Genomic DNA, 23,603 nt, shown 5'->3' on the forward strand with positions numbered 1-23,603 from the left:
CACACTATAATGAATAAAAAAATAATTCAAAAAAACATTACTAAACTTGAAGAATTAGATAAAAACATACCTATAAATCTAGTTTTATCAGGTGGAGGTGTTAAATCTACAGGACATTTAGCCCTCCTTGAAAAAATTGAAGCTTTAGGTTTAAAAATTAATGCTATTGCAGGGAGTAGTGGTGGAGCATTAGTTGCTTCTTTATATGCTTCAGGAGTACCCACAAAAGACATTTTAAAAGTATTTAAAGAAACTAGTATTTTTAAAATTTCTTTTTTCAGTATTTCAAAGGCAGGCATTTTTGATACTCTCTTATTTAGAAATGCTATTGAAAATAAAATTAAATCTAAGTTTAGTGAATTACAAATTCCCATATATATAACGGCATCTAATATGCAAGAAGGTAAAATACGTTATTTTAGTAAAGGAAAATTATTGAAACCCATTTTAGCTTCGTGTGCTATACCTGGTATTTTCAGTCCTATTAAAATTAATAATGTTTTGTATTCAGATGGTGGTGTTTTAGATAATTTTCCAATTAAGCCTTTTGAAAAATCAGATTTACCTTTAATAGGAAGCTATGTTAGTGATCCTCCAAAACGAACTCAAGAAGAATTAAATTCTACCTTAAAAGTAGTAACACAAGCTACTTATTTAATGGCTCATTCTGCGGTAAGTTTTAAATTCTATATTACAGATCTTACGATTCGTTTTCCTTTATCTAATTATTCGGGTTTAGACACTAAAGAAGCAGAGGAAATTTATAAAAAATGTAAGTCTTTCTTAAAAACTAAACAAGTAAAAAAAACGAACTAAATTATTTATTAAGCTACTTTTATATCTGCTTCTTGTTTGTTTTTTATAAACTCACTTGGACTAATATTGTATTTCTTTTTAAATATTTTTGAAAAATAACTTCTACTACTAAAACCAATTGTATATACAATTTGAGAGATGTTTAAATCTGTGGTATTCATTAAATCTCTTGCTTCTTCTAATCGAATATGACGAATGTATTCTGTGACTGTTCTGGTGTATAACGATTTAAACCCTTCTTGTAGTTTTGCTTGTGTTAACCCGCTTATATTAGCTAATTCTTCAACCGTATAATCTTTAGAAACATCTTTTAAAATCTTTTCAGCAATTTTTCGAACACTATTTAATTCTTTTTTAGTAAGTGACGTATTCGGTTGTTTTTTTAGTTTCACATCTTTATCATGCTGTAACATATGTTCAGATAAAATTTGATATACAATACCTTCTTTTATCAGAATTCTAATCATTCCTTTTTGCTTTACTTTATCATATTGTTTTATAAGATTCGCTAATTTTAAATTATAAGTACCAAAATAAGCAAATACTTTTTCGTGTTGCTGATCATGAAAAACCTTATATAAATGTTGATTTAAAATAGAAGCATCATTTAAACGTTTTTTAATAAACTTTACTCTGCTTATTTGAATCACATGAATGTGTATTTTTACGTCTTTTTCAAAATAGCCATAGTTATAACCATCATCTTTACTGGTTATAATTACAGATTGAAATTGCTCTAGCTTTCTTTTCTTGTCCTCTAACTCAAATCGGTGATAACAATGTCCTAGAGAAGTATAGGTAAAATGGATTGGGTTAAACTCCGAAGTATTCATAATTAAAGTAATATCTTCTAAAAAAGTAATATTATACTCTAAAGTACTACCTCCCCATTCAAAAGTAATGAAGGTAATTGTTCCTTTCGCATTTTCGTTATCAACTTCTAAAATATACTCTCCCCAACGTTCCGTTATTTTACCTCCAATAGCATCTCTAATTTGTCTAACGCTACCTTCTGTACTTGTTGCAGTAATAGTTATTGTTTTCAACCTTATTATTTTGGTTATAAATATAAACTAATTAAGGTTGCTTGTGATTTTTTTTTAAAGATACCCTAAAGTATTTTTAAAAAATCGAATATTTTAAATGAGCTAACATCAATTTGATATGAGCAAAACAGCCATAAACATAGACTGTATCTTTGTAATGAACTTAAAAACAATAATAATGAAATATTTAAAAACAATACTTTTTAGTACAATTTTATTAATGAGTGCAACAATTTCTGCACAAGATATCTCTAAAAATGCCTTGGGTCTTAGAGTAGGTGATAATGACGGATTTGGAGGAGAAATCTCGTATCAACGATATGTATCAAACAATAACCGGTTAGAATTTGATTTAGGTTATAGAAACTCAAATGATGTAGATGCATTTAAACTTGTAGGACTCTATCAATGGGTATATGCTATAGATAATAATTTTAACTGGTTTGTAGGTGCAGGTGCAGGAGTAGGGTCTTTTGATTCTCTAGATAATAATGGCGCTTTTATTTTAGCCGCTGCAGACTTGGGGATAGAATATAATTTTAATATTCCTCTTATAATGTCTTTAGATATTAGACCAGAACTAGGCTTTAATGATAATTATAGTAACGATTTAGACTTAGATATTGCCTTAGGTATAAGATACCAATTTTAATAAAAAAACCTTAAAACTTATAACTTTAAAATTTATAACCATGAATAAAACGATTAAAACTATTTTAATAATTGCCGGATTAGCACTATTAATTTACGGAGGATATGAACTTATTACACCAGAAGCCTCTTTAGATATTGGAATTGCAGAATTTGAATCTCAAAACAATGATAATGCTTACATAAGCATAGGTATTGGTATAGTAGCACTTATTGCTAGTTTTTTAGTAAGTAAAAAGTAACAACTTTATTAAATCTATTTTATAGGTGTAAACCTAGTAAGCATCTTAATAGTAGATTAAAATCTATTGTAATAAAAAATACTAAAAAACTAATGTTAACTCTTAAACAACAATTTTTCCTTTTTTTTCAACAGCATAAATTCCCCAATTAGCAATAGATTTAATTACCGGAACTAATGTTTTACCAAAATCAGTTAAAGAATACTCCACTTTTAATGGAGGTTTAGATGTAAATACTTTTCTTTTTATGATTCCATCTTCTTCTAATGTCTTTAGCTGCAAACTTAAAGTACGTTTTGTAACAGTTGGCATTTCTTTTCTCAACTCATTATAACGTAGTGTTTTATCAATTAAATGAATTATTTTTTAATAATCCTAGTTGAAATTCGAACATCATTGATAAGTTTTAAACTTAAAAAGTAGGTTCCGTTATGAAGTTCACTAATATTAATTTCTCCTGATTTAAAATTAACTTCAAGGCTTTTTATTTTCTGACCAAGAAGATTAAAAATTGAAATTTCTTGTATTGTTTGTTTTGAACTCAATATTAATTTTCCTGCCGTTGGATTAGGATACACAGTGAATTTAACATTATTCTTATTAAAATCATTTGTATTTAAAACAGTATTTGAACTTGCTATCCAATTAGTAGCCATTGCATTGTCTGAGTTAACATCTATTAATTCTAAATAAAACCCATCTCCATCTGCAGCTTCTGGCCAAGGATCTTTATCAAAATATTCAACTTGATCAATTACATTACCAAATGCGTCTGCTAATACTAAATTATGATTCTTATTAGATAAATCTCTTTCAAATGTATCAAAGGGAGCAAAACCATATTTGTTTTCAAAAGTAGTAACATCTCCAGCTAAATAAATAACATTTCCAGCTTCAAGAGTTGCATTATTTGGAAATTGATAAGAAACCCCAAGTTTTACTAAATAAACTCCAGTAAGGTTAACAGTTGTAGTTCCTGTATTTTTAATTTCAATAAATTCTAAATCATCACTTTCTGTAAATATGTCAGTTTCTTGCGGATTGTAATCAATTTTGGTAATCACTAGAGAGGGCATTTCAATAGTATTACAATCATTAAATTGCCCAAGGTTATTTTTCATCCAAGTAATTCTTTCTTGCAACCAGCTTTTCATGTTGGTTATTTCTCCAGAAAAATCATTAATAGTATTCCATTTTTCATTTTCACGAACTACAGCTTCAGAAATTAAAGCCACAGTACTGTCTATTAACTCAGATATATAGTCATAACTCAAAGATTCTCCACTAACTGTGACTTCATTAAAACGTTTAGATAAATAACATTTAAATTCTGGATTGTAAAAAAGACTGCTCCAAATATAAGATCCAGTATTACTATATTGAAATTGCCAAACATTTGTGAAACTTCGATCATAATAAGTACCAAATGCGTTAAATAAATCATTTCCATAGGTTAAATTATAATCCCAAACAGGACCAGCTCTTAATTTTCCTCCTCGATCTTTATGATAATAGGTACTTAAAGCATAGGCATCTACATTTGAAGAGATTTCTGCCATTAACATATAATCTACAAAAGAAGGTACATCTATAATAGAAGGATAACCATTTATAATATTTGAATTATTAGCGTTTTGATCAAAATTTCTAAAAACACTTTCTATATATGAAGATTGCTGTGAAGTAATATCATCTGAATTTGGTTTTTCGTGAATATAACCTGCTCCATTATTATACCAAGCCTCAGGGTCTTCAGCAGTAGGTCTATCAGTTTGTAAAATATAACCTCCTGTAATTTCTGGGTACGAATTTTCATCATCAGCTAATTTTGAAATATCTACTCGATCTCCATCACGTTTTATTTTTTCTGAAAGTGCATATAAACCTATGTATTCGCCATTCAAAACAACTTCACAATATTTTAAATTTACTGCGTATTGTCCCATTTTTCTTGCCATTTCATAACTAATATAATCACGCATCATACTATCATCAAAAGCAAAGGAATTTAAGATCCAATCATCTTCTTTAGGCATTCCTAATAACTCTACACCTTTATCTTCTATACCATCATCTTCTAAAGTATCAATTCCATAGGGTTTTTTATCCAGTGTTTGAGATGAAGAACCTCTAGTTTCGATACCAATAATTCCTGAATAATTTAAAAAATCTTCATTATTGGCATCAGTTAGAAAATTTCTAGCACCATTAGGTCTTTGAATTATTTTCATTGTACCAAGTATTTTTGGTTCATCAGGAATAGTCGCACCATTATCCGTTGTAATAATAACAATAGGTAAATTACTATCGGTAAATGACATATTACTTGTATTCAGAATATATGATTTTGTATAAACAGAAGAAGGTAAATAATTTGCTAAAAACAATTGTGCTTGTACAGTAGTATTCTCATTAATTTCAATAGGATTTGTATATATATATGAAATTTCAGATGGAATAGTTCCATCAGTTGTATATCGAATTATTTCTCCTTCAGTATTTCCAGATAATACTAGGCTTATTGGTGTATTAATAACACCACCTTGGTGAGAAAAAACAACTTCATTTTGAATACTTCCTACATATTCTTGATTAGAATTCTCATAACCTGGTGTAGTTTCTGCATAACTTACAATCTCTCCAGAGGTTATAGAAGTTCCGATAGAGGTATTCTGAGGTAAATTATTTGCAACTATTTGATGTTCTATAGTGCCAGATGAATTCGTTAAGTATAGTGTTTCTGAACTTGATGATATTTTAAAATTTGTATGAAGATTGTTTTTTGTTAATTCTAAAATAGCTGGTGGATCAATTCCAGAATTATTAGGTGTAGAAAAAGCTGCCGACAAGAATGGTATTATGGTAAAATCTGACGAAGAAGAGCTGATATTGTGTGCTTGAATGGTTAAAATATTTTCACCCTCATTTAATATTGAATTGAAATTTGTTATTAAGAACCTTTCAGGTTTTCCTCCAGAATAAATTTGAGCCTCATGATCTGTAATTGTTGCTGAATTATATACTGGTGGTGTACCTATAATATTTGCTCTTGCTATTTCAGTACCATTTATATAAGCAACAAATGCATCATCATAATCTAAATCTAAAATTAATGAAGAAATCGTAGAGAGGTTATTGATGGTAAAAGTTTTTCTAAGGTAAACAGATTGTGTGCCATTTGGAATAACCGTTGCATCATCACCATCATCATATCCAAACCCAGAAATACCTGAAGACCAACTTGAATCATCAAAATTGAAGGTTTTCCAATTAGAATTGGGCTCAGAAGTAGGGATTAAATAGTTAAATTCATCTCCTTGATTTATAAGTGTTCTAGGATAAGAAAATGTAGAAATATTTTTTGATGAAGCCCATAAAAGCAAATACTCATTAGGAGTTAATGTAATATCTGGAAATGTCCATTTTGTAAGATCATTTACATCATCAGATAAAGACCAATCAATAATTGAAATATCTTGGTTTCCAGAATTATGAATTTCTAACCAATCTGGAGTATCTCCATCTTCGTCTGAATAAACAGAATTTGATGAAACTAGTTCATTTATTCTAACTGTTTGAGCTTTTAAATTAAATATAAAAAATACGAATAAAATGATTATTTGAAACCTATGTTTTTTTTCAATCATTGGAAAGTTTTTAGTGGTTAGATTAAATCTCTTATTATTTTTAAACAAAAAAATGATTCTTCAAATAATATATGATTTGTAATAATGCTAATTTAATTAATTTAAATGCAAATTCTTGGTAAACTCACCATACAAAACCTATACAATAGATTTTATTATAATTTATGTATTGTGTTCATAATTAAATCGTTATCGATGTTTTTTTTTAGAATAATGTATTTTAAAAAAATCAATAATATCAATAAAGTAAATTTTGATTGATTTGCCTATGCTGAACTTAATTTAGTAATCGTTAAGAAAAAAACATAAAAAAAGAGCTATAACGTTTATAAATTATAGCTCTTTGAATAAAAATTGAATTATTATTTCTTACTAGAAACTTCAAATTTATATGTGATTCCAAAGTTTATCCCAAATGAAGAATAAGGTACTTTTTGTGATAATTTTTTTGAACCATCTGTATTTGTATTAGACAAATTATCTACATAAGTAGATTCTTTATAAACATCAGCAGGCAAATTATCTAAAGAATATACATTACTAACAGCTACTGTGCCATCAGATAAAACAAAATCAGTATTAAATTCTGTAATTTCAGAGTCTTTTCGTTTTAAACTAATTCCATAATATTCTGCTTCAACAAAAAGGCTTAAGTTCGTGTTTAAATCAAACTTATAACCAAGAGCAGCAACTAAACCCAAAGGAAAATGTCCATGATAATCCTCAACATAATTCGTTTCAGAATACGATCCACTAGGTAATCCTATAGCAGTTGCTTGTGCATCCGAAAAAATAGATTTTTTATACACAACAGCTTCTGTTTTACCGCCTAATTTTATCAATGCACCAAAACGTCCATAAATATTATTAGTAAATTGATACACAATAGAAGTTGATGCTCCAAAAGCACGTGCTCTTGCAATGGCATTTACATCTGTATTTGGTAAGGTAACTTTAGACACGGTTTGGTCTGCACCATTTAAATATCCAAATGCTAAATCTACACCAAAGGTTTCATTAAAAAAGTAAGTCCCTCTTAATTGTAAATTAAAACCTTCACCATAACTACCATAGGTGTTTTCAGTTTCCGAAATATTTATTTTTTCTCCTATTTTCATTCCTGCACTACCTATTGCATAACCAGTACTAGCTGATATTTGAAATTGAGCAAAAGAAGTTGCACTAATTAAAAATGCTGCAAATGCTATGATATAATGTTTCATTTTGTGTATTCTATTTGTAATATTTATTTTATAAATTTTGATTGAAAATAAATCGTTTACAAAGGTACTTTTTTACAAAATTTTACTCACTAATTATAGTGTTTAAATGTGGGTTTTATAAGGCTTTTATGGTTATTTATAATTGAACTAAATTAAAGTAAAAAAAGACAAATAAGTTAAAGTAATCTGTTTAAAATAGATAGCTTCTATAATTGATTTTTTTGATGATTTAAGAATTAAAATTGGAGTGAATTATTTAGTTGTTAAAAGGTTAAAAACGAACTGGTATTCTAAGCAAATTTTATTTTTTTGAAATTAAAACAGGTTTAGCATAATTATTGATTAAATAATGAAAAAGTAAACGATGAAAAAAAAATTTATAATAATCTTTTTTTATTTAGGAGTAATAAATTTCCATTACGGACAAGAATTGCCTTTAAAAAAAGTTGAATCTAAACATTTTAGAAATTTATATAAAATAAATGCTATGTTGTATCGATCTGAGCAACCTAGCAAAAAAGGGTTTAAAGAACTTGAATTGATGGGAGTAAAGACCATTCTTAATTTAAGGAGACTTAAAAATAATAAGAAAAAAGCAAAGAACTTTAACTTTAATTTGGTACATATTCCTCTAAAAACTAAAGAATTAAATGAAAAGGATATTTTAAATATTTTACATGTAATTAAAGATTCTAAACAACCTGTTTTAGTGCATTGTTGGCATGGTTCAGATAGAACAGGATCTATAATAGCTGCCTATAGAATGGTAATTGAAAATTGGTCTAAAGAGAAAGCTATTAAAGAATTTCAGAAAAAGAATTTAGGATATCATTATAAAATGTACCCTAATTTATTGGTTTTATTAGAAAATTTAGACATTCAAAAACTAAAAAAACAATTAAATTAATATTTTCTATTAAATTGGAGCGAAGTAACATTTATAAAAGAATAAAAAATACTTATTCTAATATTACTCCTTTTTTTTCAACCGCAAAAACGCCCCATTCTGCAATAGATTGTATTATAGGAATTAATGTTTTACCAAAATTAGTTAAAGAATATTCTACTTTTAAAGGAGGTTTAGAAGTATATACTTTTCTTTTAACGATGCCATCTTCTTCCAAAGTCTTTAATTGTAAACTTAAAGTACGTTCAGTAACCGTTGGCATTTCCTTTCTTAACTCATTATATCGTAGCGTTCCATCAATTAGATGAAATAAAATTACAGTTTTCCATTTTCCTCCAATAATTCCCATGGTTAAACTAGCACAGCAAGGGTATTCTTTTCCTCTAAATTTATACATAATACTATTTAATTATTTTACAAATATATAGTACTATATATATTTACACAACTATATTTTTTATAGTAAATATTTTATTTTATAAAATACTGATAATTAGTCATTTGTAAATTTTATTTATACTATAATTTTTGACCGTTATTGTGGTATTTAAATACTATATATACTTTTGTGACTATAGTATTTATAGTATAATAATTTTCATAAAACAGATAATAATGAATACACCAAACATTGCAAAACAAGAAATTTTAAATGCATTTCAATACAGACACGCTACAAAAGAATTTGATGTCAGTAAAAAAGTTTCAGAGGAGAATATCAATTATATTTTAAAAACAGCAAACTTGTCGCCAAGTTCTTTTGGGTTTGAGCCTTGGCATTTTGTAGTGGTACAAGACAAAGAATTAAGAGAATTGTTAAAACCTGTAGCTTGGGGAGCACCTTTAAAATTAGATACAGCAAGTCATTTTGTTTTAGGTTTAAGTATGAAAGCACCCATGGTAAAACACGATGCAGATTACATTATGCACATGATGAAAGAGGTTAAACAATTGCCAGAAGATGTTATCGAAATGTATTCTAAGTTTTACAGAGAGTTTCAAGAGCGTGATTTTGATTTAGATACTGATAAAAAACTATTTGATTGGTCTTCTAAACAAACCTATATTGCTTTAGGGAATATGATGACATCTGCAGCTTTAATAGGCATTGATTCTTGTCCTATAGAAGGATTTCACCAAGAAAAAGCTGAAGCCTTGTTAAGAGAAAAATTTGACATAGATACAGACAAATATGGTTTATCTTTTATGGTGGCATTTGGTTACAGAAAAGCTGACCCAGAATTTGGTAAATCAAGAAGAAATTTTGAAGATATTGTAACTTGGAAATAATAAAAACATTTAAAATGAAGAAATACATCATCTTAATTCTATTTTTAGCTTTAGGTATTAGCTGTAAAAACAAAGTTGAAAGTAATACAGCGAAAAGCAATGCTATATCAATTACCAAGGTTACAAACAAAGTAAAATTAGCTTCAGAGATAGAATGGGAACAATTGAATCCTGCAAGAGGAGAAAACAGTCCCAAAGCAGGAACTATTTGGGGAGACCGAAAAGCAAATGAGGCAACAGGATTTTTAGCCAAATTTACAAAAGGGTTTTCGTCACCACCACATATTCATAATGTGTCTTATCATGGAATTGTTATTAGTGGTTCTATTCATAACGACGATCCACATGCAGAAAAAATGTGGATGCCAGCAGGATCGTATTGGACTCAACCAGAAGGTGAAGCACATATTACAGCAGCAAATGCTTCAGAAAATGTAGCTTATATAGAAATTGAAAAAGGACCTTATTTGGTACATCCAACAGAAGCTGCTTTTGATAATGGAGAACGACCAATTAATGTTGATAAGTCAAATCTAGTTTGGTTAGATGCTTCAGATATTTCATGGATTGAAAATTCGGAAAACCATAAAATTAAAGCGGCATTTCTTTGGGGAAACAAACACAACCAAGAATTGTATGGTACATTCATAAAAATTGCACCTGGTTTTAAAGGTAAAATTTTAAGTGAAGGAAAAATTTTTAGAGGTATTGTAATTCAAGGTAATATTAACTATCAAATGCCAAGTAATCCTAAAAATTATGTGTTAGCTCCTGGCAGTACATTTAGTGCTACTGAAAATTCTAAACATTTCATTAGTATTAATGAAGAAGTTATTATTTATCTTCGTACAAATGGTAATTTTGTAGTGTCTTCAAAATAATTAGTTGCTGCATTTATTTTAAAAGAGTACCTATGAAAGTATTTGAAAACATAAATAAAGCCTACAATGCTGTTTTTAAACAAAATGAGTTAAGTATTGGAGTAGTCGTGCCTATAGAAAATTATTCAATAGGTACAGTTTCCACAATGCAAGATCATTTAAAACGTGTAAAACAAGTAGAAAATTTAGGTTTTAAAGCCATTTGGATTCGAGACATTCCGTTTAATGTTCCAAACTTTGGAGATGCAGGTCAAACTTTTGATCCTTTTACCTATTTAGGTTATTTAGCAGGACAAACTTCGGATATTGCATTAGGATTTTCTAGCATTGCTTTACCGTTACATCACCCATTAAACGTAGCTAAATCTGCAGCAACTATAGATCAATTATCTAATGGAAGATTATTATTAGGGGTAGCTTCTGGAGATCGTTTTGAAGAATATCCTGCAATGGGAATTGAATATGAAAAAAGAGGAGAACTGTTTAGAGAATCCTTTGATTATATCCGTAAAGTTCAAAATAATTTCCCAACTTTTAAGACCCAAAATTATGGAAGTTTACAGGGGAATATTGATATGTTACCCAAATCTACATCACATAAAATACCCATGTTAATTACCGGTGGAAGTAGACAAACTTTAGAATGGAATGTTAAAAATGCTGATGGTTGGATGAATTATCCACGCGATTTACACGATCAACAAATTAAGATTAAACATTGGAGGAAATTGATTGAAGAATCGCAAGAATTTGATAAACCATTTATGCAACCTTTATACTTAGATTTACATCATCTTGCAGATTTTAAGCCTCAACCCATACAACTCGGATTTCGTTTAGGAATCAATTATTTTATAGATTATATAGATAAATTACGTAAAATAGGTGTCAATCATTTAGCATTAAACTTACGTTTCAATGCTATGAATATAGATGAGACATTAGAATTAATTGCTCATAAAATTTTACCCGAATTTCATTCCTTAGAAAAAAATAAATAGCATGATTAAAACAATTCTAATAACAGGAAGTACAGACGGAATAGGAAAACTTACTGCTCTAAAACTAGCAAAAGAAGGCCATTCGGTTTATATTCATGGTAGAAATGAGGCAAAAGTAAATGCTGTTATTTCTGAAATAAAAGAAATTTGTAATAACGAGAATGTTAGCGGGTTTGTAGCCGATTTTTCAAATATAGAAGCTGTAAAAAAAATAGCAAAAAAAATAAAAAAAGAAATCCCAATAATTGATGTTTTAATCAATAACGCAGGAGTTTTTAAAACTAAAAATACTTTAAACAAAGCTGGTTTAGACATTAGAATAGTTGTTAATTATTTAGCACCTTATCTATTAACAAATGAAATACTTCCTAATTTAAGACTATCAAAAGCTCCAAGAATTATCAATTTAAGTTCTGCAGCACAAGCACCAGTTTCTGAAAATGTTTTAACAGGAAAAGAACAGGTTGCTGAAAATAACAGTTATGCTCAAAGTAAATTAGCGTTAACAATGTGGAGTTTTCATTTAGCAAAACAAGAATCAAATATTAACATTATTGCAGTAAATCCTGGTTCTTTATTAAATACGAAAATGGTAAAAGAAGCTTATGGGCAACATTGGTCGCCTGCAGAAAAAGGTGTTGATATTTTGTATGATTTAGCTTTGTCTAATAGCTATAAAAATGATTCTGGTAAATATTTTGATAATGATAAAGGCGAAATTAAAGGTTGTTTTGCACCAGCACATACAGATGCTTATGATAAAAATTTAATTTCGGTATTGTTAGAAAAAACAGAAGCATTACTTTTAGGTTTGTAGCCCTTTATAAAATTGAATTATGCATTAAGAGGATCATTTATTTGAGTATCGGCTTTAAAACGTTCCAGACATTTTTAGCCAAAACTTGATGACCTTCTTTTGTTGGATGAATTCCATCAGGTTGATTTAAATTGGCTATTCCACCAACATTTTCTAATAAAAACGGAATAAAATATAAATCATTTTTTTGAGCCAATGAAGGAAAAATATTTTTAAATTCTGAGGTGTATTCTTGCCCCATATTTGGTGGAATTTGCATACCTGCTAGCACCATTTTTGTTGTAGGATATTTTTCTTTTACAGTAGTTATTATTGTTTGTAAGTTCGTTTTTGTTTCTTTTAAAGGCACACCTCTTAAACCATCATTTGCGCCTAGTTCTAAAACAAAAATAGTGGGTTTTTGATTCAATACCCATTCTATTCTATTTTTTCCTCCAGCAGAAGTTTCTCCACTAACACCAGAATTCACAACAATATATGCTAAATGTAAAGAATCTATTTTATTTTGAATGATTCCTGGAAAAGCCTCATTAATATCGTCTAAACCATAACCAGCTGTTAAACTATCACCAAAAAAAACAATTCTTTTTAAACTATTGTTTTTAGTAGTATCAATTGCTGTTTTAGGGTTTATTTCATTAGAAGTAACTTCTTTATTTGTGACCTCTTTTTTACAAGAAATCAATAGAATTAAGAATAAAAAATAACATATCTTTAAGAAAATTGTTCTTGTTTGATTGTTGCTATTTCTCTTCAAATGATTATTTTTCAGCATCAGTATGTTTTTTAGATTCCTGTTCACACAGGAAGGACAGTTTTAACGGAAACCTCGAAGCAGCGCTTAGAGGAATTATTTTTCAATTAAATAAAAAATTAATGTCAAAGATATTAAAGATTAATGATTTAGAGAAAACTTATACCAGTGGTTCAAAAAAATTAACAGTAATTAGTAATATTTCTTTTGAAGTAGAAAAAGGAAGTATTTTCTCTATTGTTGGGCCTTCTGGAAGTGGAAAAACTACTTTATTAGGTTTGTGTGCAGGGTTAGATTATCCAACTTCTGGAACCGTAGAATTATGCGGAACATCTTTACAAAATTTGAGTGAAGATGAACTTGCTGAATTACGAAACAAAGAGGTCGGTTTTATTTTTCAAAACTTTCAGTTATTACCAACATTAACAGCCTTGGAAAATGTGATTGTTCCTTTAGAATTACAAGGCAAAAAAAATGCTGCTAAATTTGGAATTGAATTATTAACAAAGGTAGGTTTGGGAGATCGATTGCATCATTATCCATCGCAATTGTCTGGAGGAGAACAACAAAGAGTTGCTTTGGCTAGAGCATTCTCTAACAAACCTTCTATTTTATTTGCTGATGAACCTACAGGAAATTTAGATGAAGAAACTGGCGAAAAAGTAATTCAGTTACTTTTTGAGTTGAATAAAGAAGCAGGTACAACTTTAGTGATTATTACACACGATTTAGATTTAGCAAATAGAACCCAACAAATTTTAAGGCTAAAAGGAGGGAAGATCATTTCTAACGAAAAAATAGCCAACAATTAATGAGCAACAAAAAATCAAAAGCAAATTTTAACTGGCTTTTAAAAATGGCTTGGAGAGATGGTAAAGCAAGCATTTCTAGATTGATGCTTTTTATGGCGTCTATAATTTTAGGAATTGCGGCTGTGGTTTCCATTCAATTGTTTAGCGATAATTTAAAACAGAATATTAAAAAACAATCAAAAGCCTTAATGGGGGCAGATTTTATTATAGATAGTAGAAAAGAACCCTCCGAAAAAGTATTGAAAATTATTGATTCTTTAGGAGCAGATGCCTCGGAAGTAAACTTTGTTTCAATGGCTGCTTTTCCTAAAACTGAAGGTACAAAATTAGTAAAAGTAAGAGCATTAGAAGGTAGTTTTCCTTTTTATGGAAATTTAACCACAGTTCCAGTAAATGCTGCAAAAAACTATCAAAAATTAGGAGGTGCTTTAGTAGATGCAACTTTGTTGTTACAATATAATTTAAAAAGTGGAGATTCTATCAAACTAGGAAAAGTTACGTTGCCAATTATTGGCGCTTTAAAATCAATTCCTGGAAGCACAGCAATTTCATCTTCTGTAGCACCAAGCGTTTTAATTCCGTTTCGGTTTTTAGAACAAACAGAACTATTACAAGTAGGAAGCAGAAAAGAATACCAATATTTCTTTAAAGCACCAGAAATGGATTTAGAGTTACTAGACAAAAAAATTGACCCTATTTTAGATGATGAAAATGCAGATTTAGATACCCATACAAGTACTAGTCAACGTTTAGGAAGAAGATATGATAATGTGAGTCGGTTTTTAAATTTAGTTGCCTTTATTGCATTATTATTGGGTTGTATTGGTATTGCAAGCTCAGTACATATTTACATCAAAGAAAAATTAAAAAACGTTGCTGTTTTAAAATGTTTAGGCGCTTCAAGAAAGCAATCGTTTTTAATTTATTTGATTCAAATTATAGGAATTGGTTTCATTGGTGGCCTCATTGGTTCTGCCATCGGAACAAGTTTACAATTTGCTTTTCCTTATATTTTACAAGACTTTTTACCTTTTAATGTAGAAATATCTATTTCATTTCAACCCATCATAATCGGAATTATTTTAGGAGTTATCATGTCTGTTTTATTTGCATTATTACCACTTTTAGGTACTTGGTATATTTCTCCTTTAGAAGTTTTAAGAGGTACAGAAGATAATTTACAAAAAACCAAAAAAGCAAGAATTTTCGTTTTTATAACTATTCTTCTATTTATCTTTTTATTTTCTTTTTGGATGTTAAAAAGTATCATTAATGCAATCGTATTTACCATTGGTATTTTTATCACATTTGCAATAATGGCAGGTGTTGCCAATTTATTTATCAAGTTAATAAAAAAGTTTTTTCCAAGTTCTTGGGGATATACAAAGCGTCAAAGTTTGTTAAATTTATTCAGGCCAAACAACCAAACAATGGTATTGGTTTTGGCTATTGGATTGGGTACTTTTTTAATTAGTACTTTATATTTTACGAAAGATATTTTATTGGCAAAAACAGCTATCGAAAATAAAAAAACGGATGCAAATATCATTTTAATGGATGTGCAAAGCAATCAAGAAACTGCAATTTTAACCAATTTTAAAAGCAAAGGTTTAGAGGTGATTGATAACATACCAATTATTACCATGCGAATGGAAAAAATACGAGGTAAAACTGTCAATGAAATTCGTAATGACACTACAACAAGAATGCGTAAATGGATGCTAAATCGTGAATTTAGAGTTTCCTACAGAAATGCTTTAACAGAAACAGAAGAGTTATTAGAAGGAGAATTTATTGGAAAAGCAGTACAAGGAACGCCTGTACCCATATCTATTGCAGATAATCTTGCTGAAGACGCAAATTTAAAAATAGGGGATGCTGTTGTTTTTAATATTCAAGGTGTTTTAATGGAAACCACAATTGGAAGTATTAGAAAAGTAGATTGGAGCAGTATGAAAGTCAATTTTATGATTTTATTTCCAATAGGTATTTTAGAAAAAGCACCTAAATTTAACGTGATGACTACTCATGTGCCCAATGAAGAGCGTTCTGCAGAATTGCAAAGAGATTTAGTCAAAAATTTTCCAAATGTTACTATTTTAGATTTACGCCAAGTATTTACTATTGTAGAAGATATTTTAAATAAAATTTCTTGGATTATTAATTTCATGGCATTTTTTAGCATACTCACTGGTTTTATTGTGCTCATTGGTTCTGTTAGAAATAGCAAATACCAACGAATAAAAGAAAGTGTTTTGTTAAGAACTTTGGGTGCAAAAAGTAAACAAATTCTACAAATTACTGCTTTAGAATATGTGTATTTAGGTTTATTAGGTAGTTTAACAGGAATTTTATTGTCTTTAATTGGCAGTCAATTATTAGCAACCTTATTATTTAAAGAACCTTTTATACCCTCTGTAATTCCGTTCTTGGTTTTTCTACCAGCAATAACAATTTTAGTAGTTGTTATAGGACTCAGTAATTTAAAAACTGTGTTGAGCAGTCCACCTTTAGAGGTTTTAAGGAAAGAGGTATAGCACAAAATAATTTAATACTAATAACAATCTGTTTTTATTTGGTTTTTAAAATGATGTAAATCTTTCTTTAAATTTTTTATAGAAATACTTTCTAGTACTAATAAAACTTCTTTCATCATAGCCACAGAACCACAAATCATTATCACCCCTTTATTTTTTAAAACGGAAGTAACTAATGCTTCTTGTTTTGCAATACTATCTTGAACGTATTCTTTGTTTTTTTCTTGAGAAAAAGCAAAATGAACTTTGCTAGTTTTTAAAAATGGTTTGTAAATGTTACAAGAAGCTTTAGTTCTTAATCCACAGAAAACATGCGTTTTTACTGTGGTGTTTAACATTCCTAAATACGGAGCAATACCTGTTCCGTTTGCAATTAAAATTACTTCTTTCGATTTTTTAGGAAAATGAAAGCTTTTGTTTTTTTCGATGTTTGCTTTTAGTAGTTCATTTTTATCTAAGCCTAAAAGAATTTTTGAACAAACTCCGAATTCGTGTTTTTTTATACTCAATAAAATGTCATTATCTATTTTTCCGATAGAATACAAACGTTTTACATTGTCTACTTCTGGAGTTATCGCTAATAAATCACCAGAAGCAAAATTTACTTTGGTATCAGGCTGTAATCGAATTAAAAAAGTATCATCAATATTTAAATCGGTTTTACGATTCATAAACAACGTTTCAAATAAGTATTAAGAATAGGGTATATTATAATAAACAAGTAGTTTAGACAAAAAAATAGTACTTTTAGCTCCAAGCCACAAAATTGGGTGGCATTAATAGAATAAATCCCCCTTATATGTTAGAAAAATTAATTGCAAGAAATAATATTACAATTCAAGGTGATGGTAGCAAATCTATGTTACTTGTTCATGGTTATGGATGTGATCAGAATATGTGGCGTTTTGTTACTCCCCAATTTAAAAAGGACTACAAAATAATTCTTATTGATCTTGTGGGTTCAGGAAACTCTGATGAAAATGCGTATGATTTTGAGAAATATAGTTCGCTAGATGGTTATGCAGACGATATCGTTGAAGTTTGTGATGCCTTAGATTTAAAGAATATAACTTTTGTTGGACATTCTGTGAGTGCAATGATAGGAGTACTTGCTAATTTAAAAAGACCTGCTATTTTTGATAAATTAATTATGATAGGTCCATCTCCACGATATATTAATGATATTGATTATTACGGAGGTTTTTCTCAAAATGATATTGATGAGCTTATAGAAACCTTAGAATCTAATTACTTAGGCTGGTCTAGTGCGATGGCACCTGCAATTATGGGGAATCCTGAAAAACCAGAACTAGCAGAAGAGTTAGAACAGAGCTTTTGTCAAACCAATCCTGAAATAGCAAAGCACTTCGCAAAAGTTACTTTCTTAGGAGATAACAGAAGTGACCTTGATAAGCTTACTACTGAAACTCTTATACTACAATGTAACTCAGATGTTATAGCATCCATAGAAGTAGGGCAGTATGTACATAAACATGTTTCTAATAGTAAATTTGTCTTATTAGACGCAACGGGTCATTGTCCACATCTCAGTGCTCCTAAGCAAACGATTGAAGCAATGAAAAGCTATTTAGTATAAATTCTCATAAACTTAGTTACAAATTTTAATGAATTATAATATAGACTATAAAGAACTTTATAACACATCTCCTTGCGGTTATTTTTGTTCATTACCAGATGGTACCATCATTGATTCTAACAAACGTTTTTTAGAATTTTCTAACTATAAAAGAGAAGAGGTCATTCATATAAAAAAATTTACAGATTTTCTTTCTGTAGGAGGCAAAATATACTTTCAAACGATTTATGCTCAAAAGTTAAATTTAACGGGTACTGTAGAAGAAATAAATTTTGACTTTATTAAAAAAGACGGAACTAAATTTCCTGTTCTGATTAATTCAGTAGAAATAAAAAATAAAGAAGGACATCACATTTTTACGCAGTCTACGGTATTCAATATATCTCAAAGAAAAAAATATGAAACAGAACTTCTAATTGCCAAAAAAAAATCAGAAGCACTCTCTAATGAATTGGTCCTTAAAAATAAAGAATTACAAATTGGTTCTGAATTAATTTTACAACAAAAGTTACAGTTAGAAAAATTCAATCAAGAATTAGAAAACAAAAATAAGCAACTCTCAAATTTTACACATATAGCCTCTCATAATTTAAGAGCACCTGTTAGTAACCTTAATTCATTAATGGCTTTCTATAATGAAAGTACAGATACAGAAGATAAGGCAATGCTTTTCACTAAATTTGAAATAGTGATAGATCATCTTACAGAAACGTTAAATGAATTAATAGCGTCTGTAAAAATTCAGATGGATGTAAATATAAAGCATGATTCTGTAACTTTTGATGCGGTTTTGAGTAAAACAATGCAAATTTTAGAAGGTAAAATATTGGAGTCTAATGCTGTGATAACATCAAATTTTTCTGAAGCACCAGATATTGAATACCCTAAACTTTATTTAGAAAGTATTATACTAAACCTCTTGTCTAATTCCATTCGATATAGATCTCCTAATCGCATAGCTAAAATACATCTCGCTACAGAAGTAAATAACAATGAAATAACGCTTATAGTTACAGATAATGGACTTGGAATCGATTTAAAAAAACATGGGCACCGCCTTTTTAAACTCAACAATACGTTTCATAGACATCCAGATTCTAAAGGCGTTGGACTTTTTATGACTAAAATTCAAATAGAAACAATAGGTGGTTCTATAGACGTAGAAAGTGAAGAAGAAAAAGGAACTACCTTTACAATAATGCTAAAGAAAAAAAATAATTATGAATACCCCCCTTTTAATAGGTATTATTGATGATGATGAAATTTATCAATTTACCTTAACTAGAATTATAAGTCGTTATAGAATAACCTACAAGACGCTTTCTTTTTTAGATGGAGAAAAAGCAATGGAATACCTTACAGATAATATATTGATTGAGGATAATATACCTGATGTTATTTTTCTTGATAATAACATGCCAATTATGGATGGTTGGCAATTTATAGAGGAATATGAAAAAATGGAATCTAAAATTAATAAAAAGGTACTTATTTTTATGGTAAGTTCTTCAGTAGATCCTAAGGATATCGAAAGAGCAAATAAAACAAATCAAATCTCTGATTATTTTATAAAACCTGTAAGTATAGAAGATATCAATGGAGTTTTTGATAATTTAGAAAAGTTTTTTTAATATCAATTATTACTTATTATAAATTTTAAAACACCACAATAACAAAGTTTAATGCATCTTTTTAACTTAATGGGCTATTTTATATTTTGACTTCACTCAATATAAACTCCATAGAGAATTATATGCGTGTGAAATGGAATTTAATAATTCCTATGGAAATCTCACTAATTAACAACGAATCTTAACCCGACATACTGTAATTTTAGTAAGAATTCAAAAGATAAGGAAAGGCAAGTGTCCAAAGCCTGTCCTCAACTAGATTGGGGAACCAAATAAAAGGTCTGGATTCGATAGTGAAATTTCTTGTAGTATTCAATGAAATTATAAGAAGTCTAGATTTTTGATTCTTGGAATTTATCTCGATCGAAGTCGAGAGGTCAATGGAAAAGAAGAGTAATATAAACAATAGAAGAAACAGATTACTTCAATCGTGCCTCTTTCGTAATGACGTGGTATTTTAAAGCCTTTTAATCCCCAAAAACAACACCCCGTATTTATACCTATAAAACAATACTTTATAAAAAATTAATTATATTGTGGTTAATATACTCTATATCAATATCCTATGTTATTAAGAAAAAGCGATTATGAAAAAGAAAAAAAGCACCCACCAAAATTACAAAACACCCATGTAGAATTTGATTCCCATTTATTAGAAAATGAAGTATGGCTCACCACAGAAGAAGTCATGGCACATTTAAACGTTAGCCGCAGTACCATGAACCGATTGCGCAAACAACAAAACATTCCTAGTATTAAACTAGGGCATAGCCCCATGTATCCGAAACACTTATTAAACAAAATATTTATATATAAGGCATTGGGTAATATAAATAAGAGGTAATACACTTTTTAGGTTGAAATGCGTAAAATTTGTACTGAGAATAGGGATTTAAACAATTAATAAGTTATCGATACAAATTTTTTAGCTTCGCTAGCTCCCTTCAATCAAAATATATTTTGATTTCGCTACTCTCAAAATCACTCGAACTGACAGTATGATAAGATAATGACACATGATGACACAGAAACCCACTTTTTAGGATTGTTCGAGAGTAGGAAGGGGGTATTTTTAAAAATGGACTTTTTGGGAGGAAACCCGTAGCAGACTCTTGGAAAGGGTAGTGGTATGTTGTTATTGTGGGTGTTAACGAAGCAACACTCTAGATATTTAACGTTGTTGTGTTATGGAAAGTTGCGTTTAAAGTGAACGGCTATTTTCTGCAGGAAAATAGGAGTTTACAAAAATGCAACTGACTTTAGGTTATGCTAAAAATAAGCAATTTTTTATACACGGTATTAGCCACAGTTATTATATTATTTCATTCAAGTCGTTATCATTCTGTAAGGTTTCTTCGCTATTCTTATATAATAAACTTGCCGAATTATTAATCTCTTTTACAGATAGTTCTATCCATTTATTATAATCACTTTCATAATCTGACTCAAATATAATTTGAGATAAATTTTTAATTAAACTGTAATTCGCATAAGAGTGTGAATGTTTTCTATTCTCTGAATTTGCTCCGTTTAGAAATTGTGCGATTCTGTCATAAATAGTTTTTTCAGTACAGTACATCAGTTCAATTATTTTTGCTCTGTATTCTAAATCGGCTGCACTTAAATTCGGATACTCATTTAGGTCAGTAAAATGTAAACTTTCGTGTTTTAAGTAAGATATATTAAATTTCTCGGAATTTAAATCATATTCCCCTTTGTTACAATACAAAGTAGCAGATTCCTTTTCAGCCCAACCTCCAACTTGGGAAGAACCAAATGTAGCATAATTATCATATCCGTTTAAATTATAATTTTCTATGAATACAACATTTGTATTTATTGTGCTTTTGGGTAAAATAACTTTATATTTTTTATTCGATTCTTTGTTCCATATTAACAAATCCTGAAATCCATTACGATACATAAACTTTGATTTGAAACCTTCTTTGTCTATTATTCTTTTGAGTTGAGTATCATCTCTAATTGTTTTTATTAAACTGTCTGATGAAATATTTGTCAAATTATTCAGCAATAAATAATTAGCAATTTTATTATAAAGTTTAGTATCAGTTCGCTTTTTTTGAGTTTCCTTTAATAGTTCAACCCTCCAATAATCACGATAAATATTTGAAATATCATTAATGATTTTGTTTTCAGATGTATTTGCAATAATATCTTCATTTGTAATAAATCTAGAGTACATTTTTTTTTTCCATTTTTGGTAAGCAAAATTTATAAGCGGATTTGAAAAACTTTCTATTTTTTCCATTTTGTCAAAAGCATTTTTAATTTCTCCATTTCCAGCTTTTGTTTTTAATTCTAATAAAATTTGTTTGTCATTCTCAAAATTATTTTTTCCATAGAAGAATAGACAAGTCAAAACCCCAATAGTAATAAATATAATATTTCTTGTTTTTTTCTTCATTTCAATAGCAGTTTTTAATTTTGTTTAAGCCACAAATATAAATGCTATAATCCTGTTAAAATTGTATGAGACTAACCTGTAATGACTTTTCTGAAATTATTAGGTGTTGTATCTATATGTTTTTTGAAGTTCCTATTAAAATGACTTTGATCGTAAAACCCATTTTCTAAAGCTATAGACGTGATGTTTTCTTTACTTATAAGTAGTTGTTTTACTGAGTGTTCCAGTCTTATTTTGGTTAAATATTCAGAAAGTTTAAAGCCAGTAATTTCTTTGAATTTACGAACAATATAATTGGGGTGAAGTGAAAATTCAATACTCAATTTATCAAGTGAAATCGTTTCTAATGGATTATCGTTTATTAGTTCTTTAATTTTTTTTACCCAATTAATATCACCTTCTCCATTAAAAACATTCATTACTGCAATCATTGATTCGTAACAATATATATTTAAAATGTCATTTGATAAACCTCGTTTTAAACCATACAGTAATTTATACATTTCTAAATTTCCTTTTTGTTTTGAAACCTTAAAAGGTAGATGAAGTTTATTTAGTGTTGTGAATTTTTGATGATTATTAATTTCAATATTTAAACATAACCCTCCTTTGTCTGAAAAACTATTTGAATGCTCATAGTTAGCTGTTCTGTAGAGAACTTCTCCTTGTGTGATAATATCTGTAATATTACTGTCTTCTTTATATGTTCCAGAAGCTAGTAAACACAAATATGGTTTGTCGTGAGAGTGTAATAAGATTTTTGAGTTTGCTGAATGACTAGTCAATGAAATATTAAAACTTTCGGTTTTTATTGATTTTGTTGTTATTCCAAAATATTTATTTGGTTCTAGATTCATTGGTGTTAATTGTAGCTAACTGGTTATACATCAATTAATATATTGATTTTTAGTAATAATGATAATTCAAGTTAAGAAATAAAACTGAGAGTTCAATTTTTATTTAAAAAGTTTCATTTACAATTTTGTTTAAAATTAACAATTATAATTTTAATATAGGGTGCATAACTAATATTTATAGGGTAATAAATAGATCTATAAAATGCATACAATTTGTACTGAGAATGTGAATTTAAACACTTCATAAGTTCTCTATACAATTTTTTAGCTTCGCTAGCTACCTTCAATCAAAATATATTTTGATTTTGCTAATCTCAAAATCACTCGAACTGACAATTTGAAAAGATAATGACACATGGTGACATAGAAATCAGCTTTTTATGAGATTTGTTCGGGAGTAGGAAGGGGTTATTTTTTAAAAACGGACTTTTTGGGGAGTAAAACTGAGGGAAACTTGGGTAAAGGATAG

At 28.8% G+C, this 23,603-nt stretch carries 22 protein-coding genes and 1 pseudogene; 14 read left to right on the plus strand and 9 right to left on the minus strand.

Going from position 1 to position 23,603, the window contains the following annotated elements; translation table 11 throughout:
• Window positions 1-9 precede the first annotated feature (9 nt).
• Complete coding sequence (locus PHEL85_RS02210; RefSeq protein WP_052108422.1) at window positions 10-816, plus strand: patatin-like phospholipase family protein; 807 nt, start codon at window positions 10-12, stop codon at window positions 814-816.
• Between the two features lie 8 nt (window positions 817-824).
• Here the strand turns inward: PHEL85_RS02210 and PHEL85_RS02215 are convergent, their stop codons facing one another.
• On the minus strand, window positions 825-1,862 hold the full coding sequence (locus tag PHEL85_RS02215; protein ID WP_036820496.1) for a helix-turn-helix domain-containing protein: 1,038 nt from the start codon (window positions 1,860-1,862) through the stop codon (window positions 825-827).
• Between the two features lie 178 nt (window positions 1,863-2,040).
• Here PHEL85_RS02215 and PHEL85_RS02220 point away from each other — a divergent pair, with 178 nt between their 5' ends.
• Both PHEL85_RS02220 and PHEL85_RS02225 read left to right on the plus strand, forming a co-directional pair.
• The gene (locus PHEL85_RS02220) at window positions 2,041-2,514 is read left to right on the plus strand and encodes a hypothetical protein (RefSeq protein WP_036820499.1); all 474 of its coding nucleotides are present in this window, start codon (window positions 2,041-2,043) and stop codon (window positions 2,512-2,514) included.
• Between the two features lie 40 nt (window positions 2,515-2,554).
• Window positions 2,555-2,755 carry a hypothetical protein gene (locus PHEL85_RS02225; protein WP_036820502.1) on the plus strand — a complete coding sequence of 67 codons (201 nt, stop codon included), beginning with the start codon at window positions 2,555-2,557 and terminating at the stop codon, window positions 2,753-2,755.
• 102 nt (window positions 2,756-2,857) lie between these two features.
• Here the strand turns inward: PHEL85_RS02225 and PHEL85_RS02230 are convergent.
• The 3 genes and pseudogenes from PHEL85_RS02230 to PHEL85_RS02240 form a co-directional block, all read right to left on the minus strand.
• Window positions 2,858-3,118, minus strand: a pseudogene (locus PHEL85_RS02230) (winged helix-turn-helix transcriptional regulator); the annotation flags it as partial.
• Window positions 3,115-6,402 (minus strand): CotH kinase family protein, encoded by a 3,288-nt coding sequence (locus PHEL85_RS17585; RefSeq protein WP_081965061.1) that lies wholly within the window; start codon window positions 6,400-6,402, stop codon window positions 3,115-3,117. The pseudogene PHEL85_RS02230 and the gene PHEL85_RS17585, both read right to left, overlap by 4 nt.
• Before the next feature lie 362 nt (window positions 6,403-6,764).
• Window positions 6,765-7,625: an outer membrane beta-barrel protein gene (locus PHEL85_RS02240; protein ID WP_036820504.1), complete on the minus strand. Its 861-nt coding sequence runs from the start codon at window positions 7,623-7,625 to the stop codon at window positions 6,765-6,767.
• A 364-nt stretch (window positions 7,626-7,989) separates the two neighbouring features.
• Here PHEL85_RS02240 and PHEL85_RS02245 point away from each other — a divergent pair, with 364 nt between their 5' ends.
• Window positions 7,990-8,532, plus strand: a complete 543-nt coding sequence (locus tag PHEL85_RS02245; protein WP_052108424.1) for a fused DSP-PTPase phosphatase/NAD kinase-like protein — start codon at window positions 7,990-7,992, stop codon at window positions 8,530-8,532.
• A gap of 52 nt (window positions 8,533-8,584) precedes the next feature.
• Here PHEL85_RS02245 and PHEL85_RS02250 read toward each other — a convergent pair whose 3' ends face one another.
• Entirely contained in the window at window positions 8,585-8,929 is a 345-nt protein-coding gene (locus tag PHEL85_RS02250) for a winged helix-turn-helix transcriptional regulator (RefSeq protein ID WP_036820507.1), read from the minus strand.
• A gap of 218 nt (window positions 8,930-9,147) precedes the next feature.
• On the opposite strand from PHEL85_RS02250, the gene PHEL85_RS02255 reads away from it, so the two are divergent.
• From PHEL85_RS02255 to PHEL85_RS02270, 4 genes are read left to right on the plus strand one after another with little or no spacing between them, the layout of a single operon-like run.
• Window positions 9,148-9,822 carry an NAD(P)H-dependent oxidoreductase gene (locus tag PHEL85_RS02255; protein WP_036820510.1) on the plus strand — a complete coding sequence of 225 codons (675 nt, stop codon included), beginning with the start codon at window positions 9,148-9,150 and terminating at the stop codon, window positions 9,820-9,822.
• A 14-nt stretch (window positions 9,823-9,836) separates the two neighbouring features.
• A complete protein-coding gene (locus PHEL85_RS02260; protein WP_036822989.1) occupies window positions 9,837-10,703 on the plus strand; it encodes a DUF4437 domain-containing protein in 867 nt (288 codons plus the stop codon).
• A 32-nt stretch (window positions 10,704-10,735) separates the two neighbouring features.
• Window positions 10,736-11,704, plus strand: a complete 969-nt coding sequence (locus PHEL85_RS02265) for an LLM class oxidoreductase (RefSeq protein WP_036820513.1) — start codon at window positions 10,736-10,738, stop codon at window positions 11,702-11,704.
• Between the two features lies 1 nt (window position 11,705).
• The gene (locus PHEL85_RS02270) at window positions 11,706-12,521 is read left to right on the plus strand and encodes an SDR family NAD(P)-dependent oxidoreductase (protein ID WP_036820516.1); all 816 of its coding nucleotides are present in this window, start codon (window positions 11,706-11,708) and stop codon (window positions 12,519-12,521) included.
• Between the two features lie 37 nt (window positions 12,522-12,558).
• Here the strand turns inward: PHEL85_RS02270 and PHEL85_RS02275 are convergent, their stop codons facing one another.
• Window positions 12,559-13,296 carry an arylesterase gene (locus PHEL85_RS02275; RefSeq protein ID WP_052108425.1) on the minus strand — a complete coding sequence of 246 codons (738 nt, stop codon included), beginning with the start codon at window positions 13,294-13,296 and terminating at the stop codon, window positions 12,559-12,561.
• 101 nt (window positions 13,297-13,397) lie between these two features.
• Here PHEL85_RS02275 and PHEL85_RS02280 point away from each other — a divergent pair, with 101 nt between their 5' ends.
• Window positions 13,398-14,087, plus strand: a complete 690-nt coding sequence (locus PHEL85_RS02280) for an ABC transporter ATP-binding protein (protein ID WP_036820518.1) — start codon at window positions 13,398-13,400, stop codon at window positions 14,085-14,087.
• A gap of 44 nt (window positions 14,088-14,131) precedes the next feature.
• Window positions 14,132-16,624, plus strand: coding sequence for an ABC transporter permease (locus PHEL85_RS02285; RefSeq protein WP_036822994.1), 2,493 nt, complete (start codon window positions 14,132-14,134; stop codon window positions 16,622-16,624).
• Window positions 16,625-16,641: 17 nt separating this feature from the next.
• Here the strand turns inward: PHEL85_RS02285 and PHEL85_RS02290 are convergent, their stop codons facing one another.
• Window positions 16,642-17,295 carry a hypothetical protein gene (locus PHEL85_RS02290; RefSeq protein WP_052108426.1) on the minus strand — a complete coding sequence of 218 codons (654 nt, stop codon included), beginning with the start codon at window positions 17,293-17,295 and terminating at the stop codon, window positions 16,642-16,644.
• A 128-nt stretch (window positions 17,296-17,423) separates the two neighbouring features.
• On the opposite strand from PHEL85_RS02290, the gene PHEL85_RS02295 reads away from it, so the two are divergent.
• From PHEL85_RS02295 to PHEL85_RS02310, 4 genes are all read left to right on the plus strand, one after another.
• Window positions 17,424-18,221 (plus strand): alpha/beta fold hydrolase, encoded by a 798-nt coding sequence (locus PHEL85_RS02295; protein ID WP_036822999.1) that lies wholly within the window; start codon window positions 17,424-17,426, stop codon window positions 18,219-18,221.
• A 28-nt stretch (window positions 18,222-18,249) separates the two neighbouring features.
• Window positions 18,250-19,473 carry a PAS domain-containing sensor histidine kinase gene (locus tag PHEL85_RS02300; RefSeq protein WP_052108427.1) on the plus strand — a complete coding sequence of 408 codons (1,224 nt, stop codon included), beginning with the start codon at window positions 18,250-18,252 and terminating at the stop codon, window positions 19,471-19,473.
• Window positions 19,442-19,852 carry a response regulator gene (locus PHEL85_RS02305; RefSeq protein WP_200882307.1) on the plus strand — a complete coding sequence of 137 codons (411 nt, stop codon included), beginning with the start codon at window positions 19,442-19,444 and terminating at the stop codon, window positions 19,850-19,852. The genes PHEL85_RS02300 and PHEL85_RS02305 overlap by 32 nt, the downstream gene beginning before the upstream one ends.
• 565 nt (window positions 19,853-20,417) lie before the next feature.
• On the plus strand, window positions 20,418-20,696 hold the full coding sequence (locus tag PHEL85_RS02310; RefSeq protein ID WP_036820524.1) for a helix-turn-helix domain-containing protein: 279 nt from the start codon (window positions 20,418-20,420) through the stop codon (window positions 20,694-20,696).
• 468 nt (window positions 20,697-21,164) lie between these two features.
• Here the strand turns inward: PHEL85_RS02310 and PHEL85_RS02315 are convergent, their stop codons facing one another.
• Window positions 21,165-22,277: a hypothetical protein gene (locus tag PHEL85_RS02315; RefSeq protein WP_036820527.1), complete on the minus strand. Its 1,113-nt coding sequence runs from the start codon at window positions 22,275-22,277 to the stop codon at window positions 21,165-21,167.
• A 71-nt stretch (window positions 22,278-22,348) separates the two neighbouring features.
• Window positions 22,349-23,134 (minus strand): helix-turn-helix domain-containing protein, encoded by a 786-nt coding sequence (locus tag PHEL85_RS02320; protein ID WP_036820530.1) that lies wholly within the window; start codon window positions 23,132-23,134, stop codon window positions 22,349-22,351.
• Window positions 23,135-23,603 lie beyond the last annotated feature (469 nt).

This window comes from Polaribacter sp. Hel1_85 (assembly GCF_000766795.1).
Taxonomy (GTDB): domain Bacteria; phylum Bacteroidota; class Bacteroidia; order Flavobacteriales; family Flavobacteriaceae; genus Polaribacter.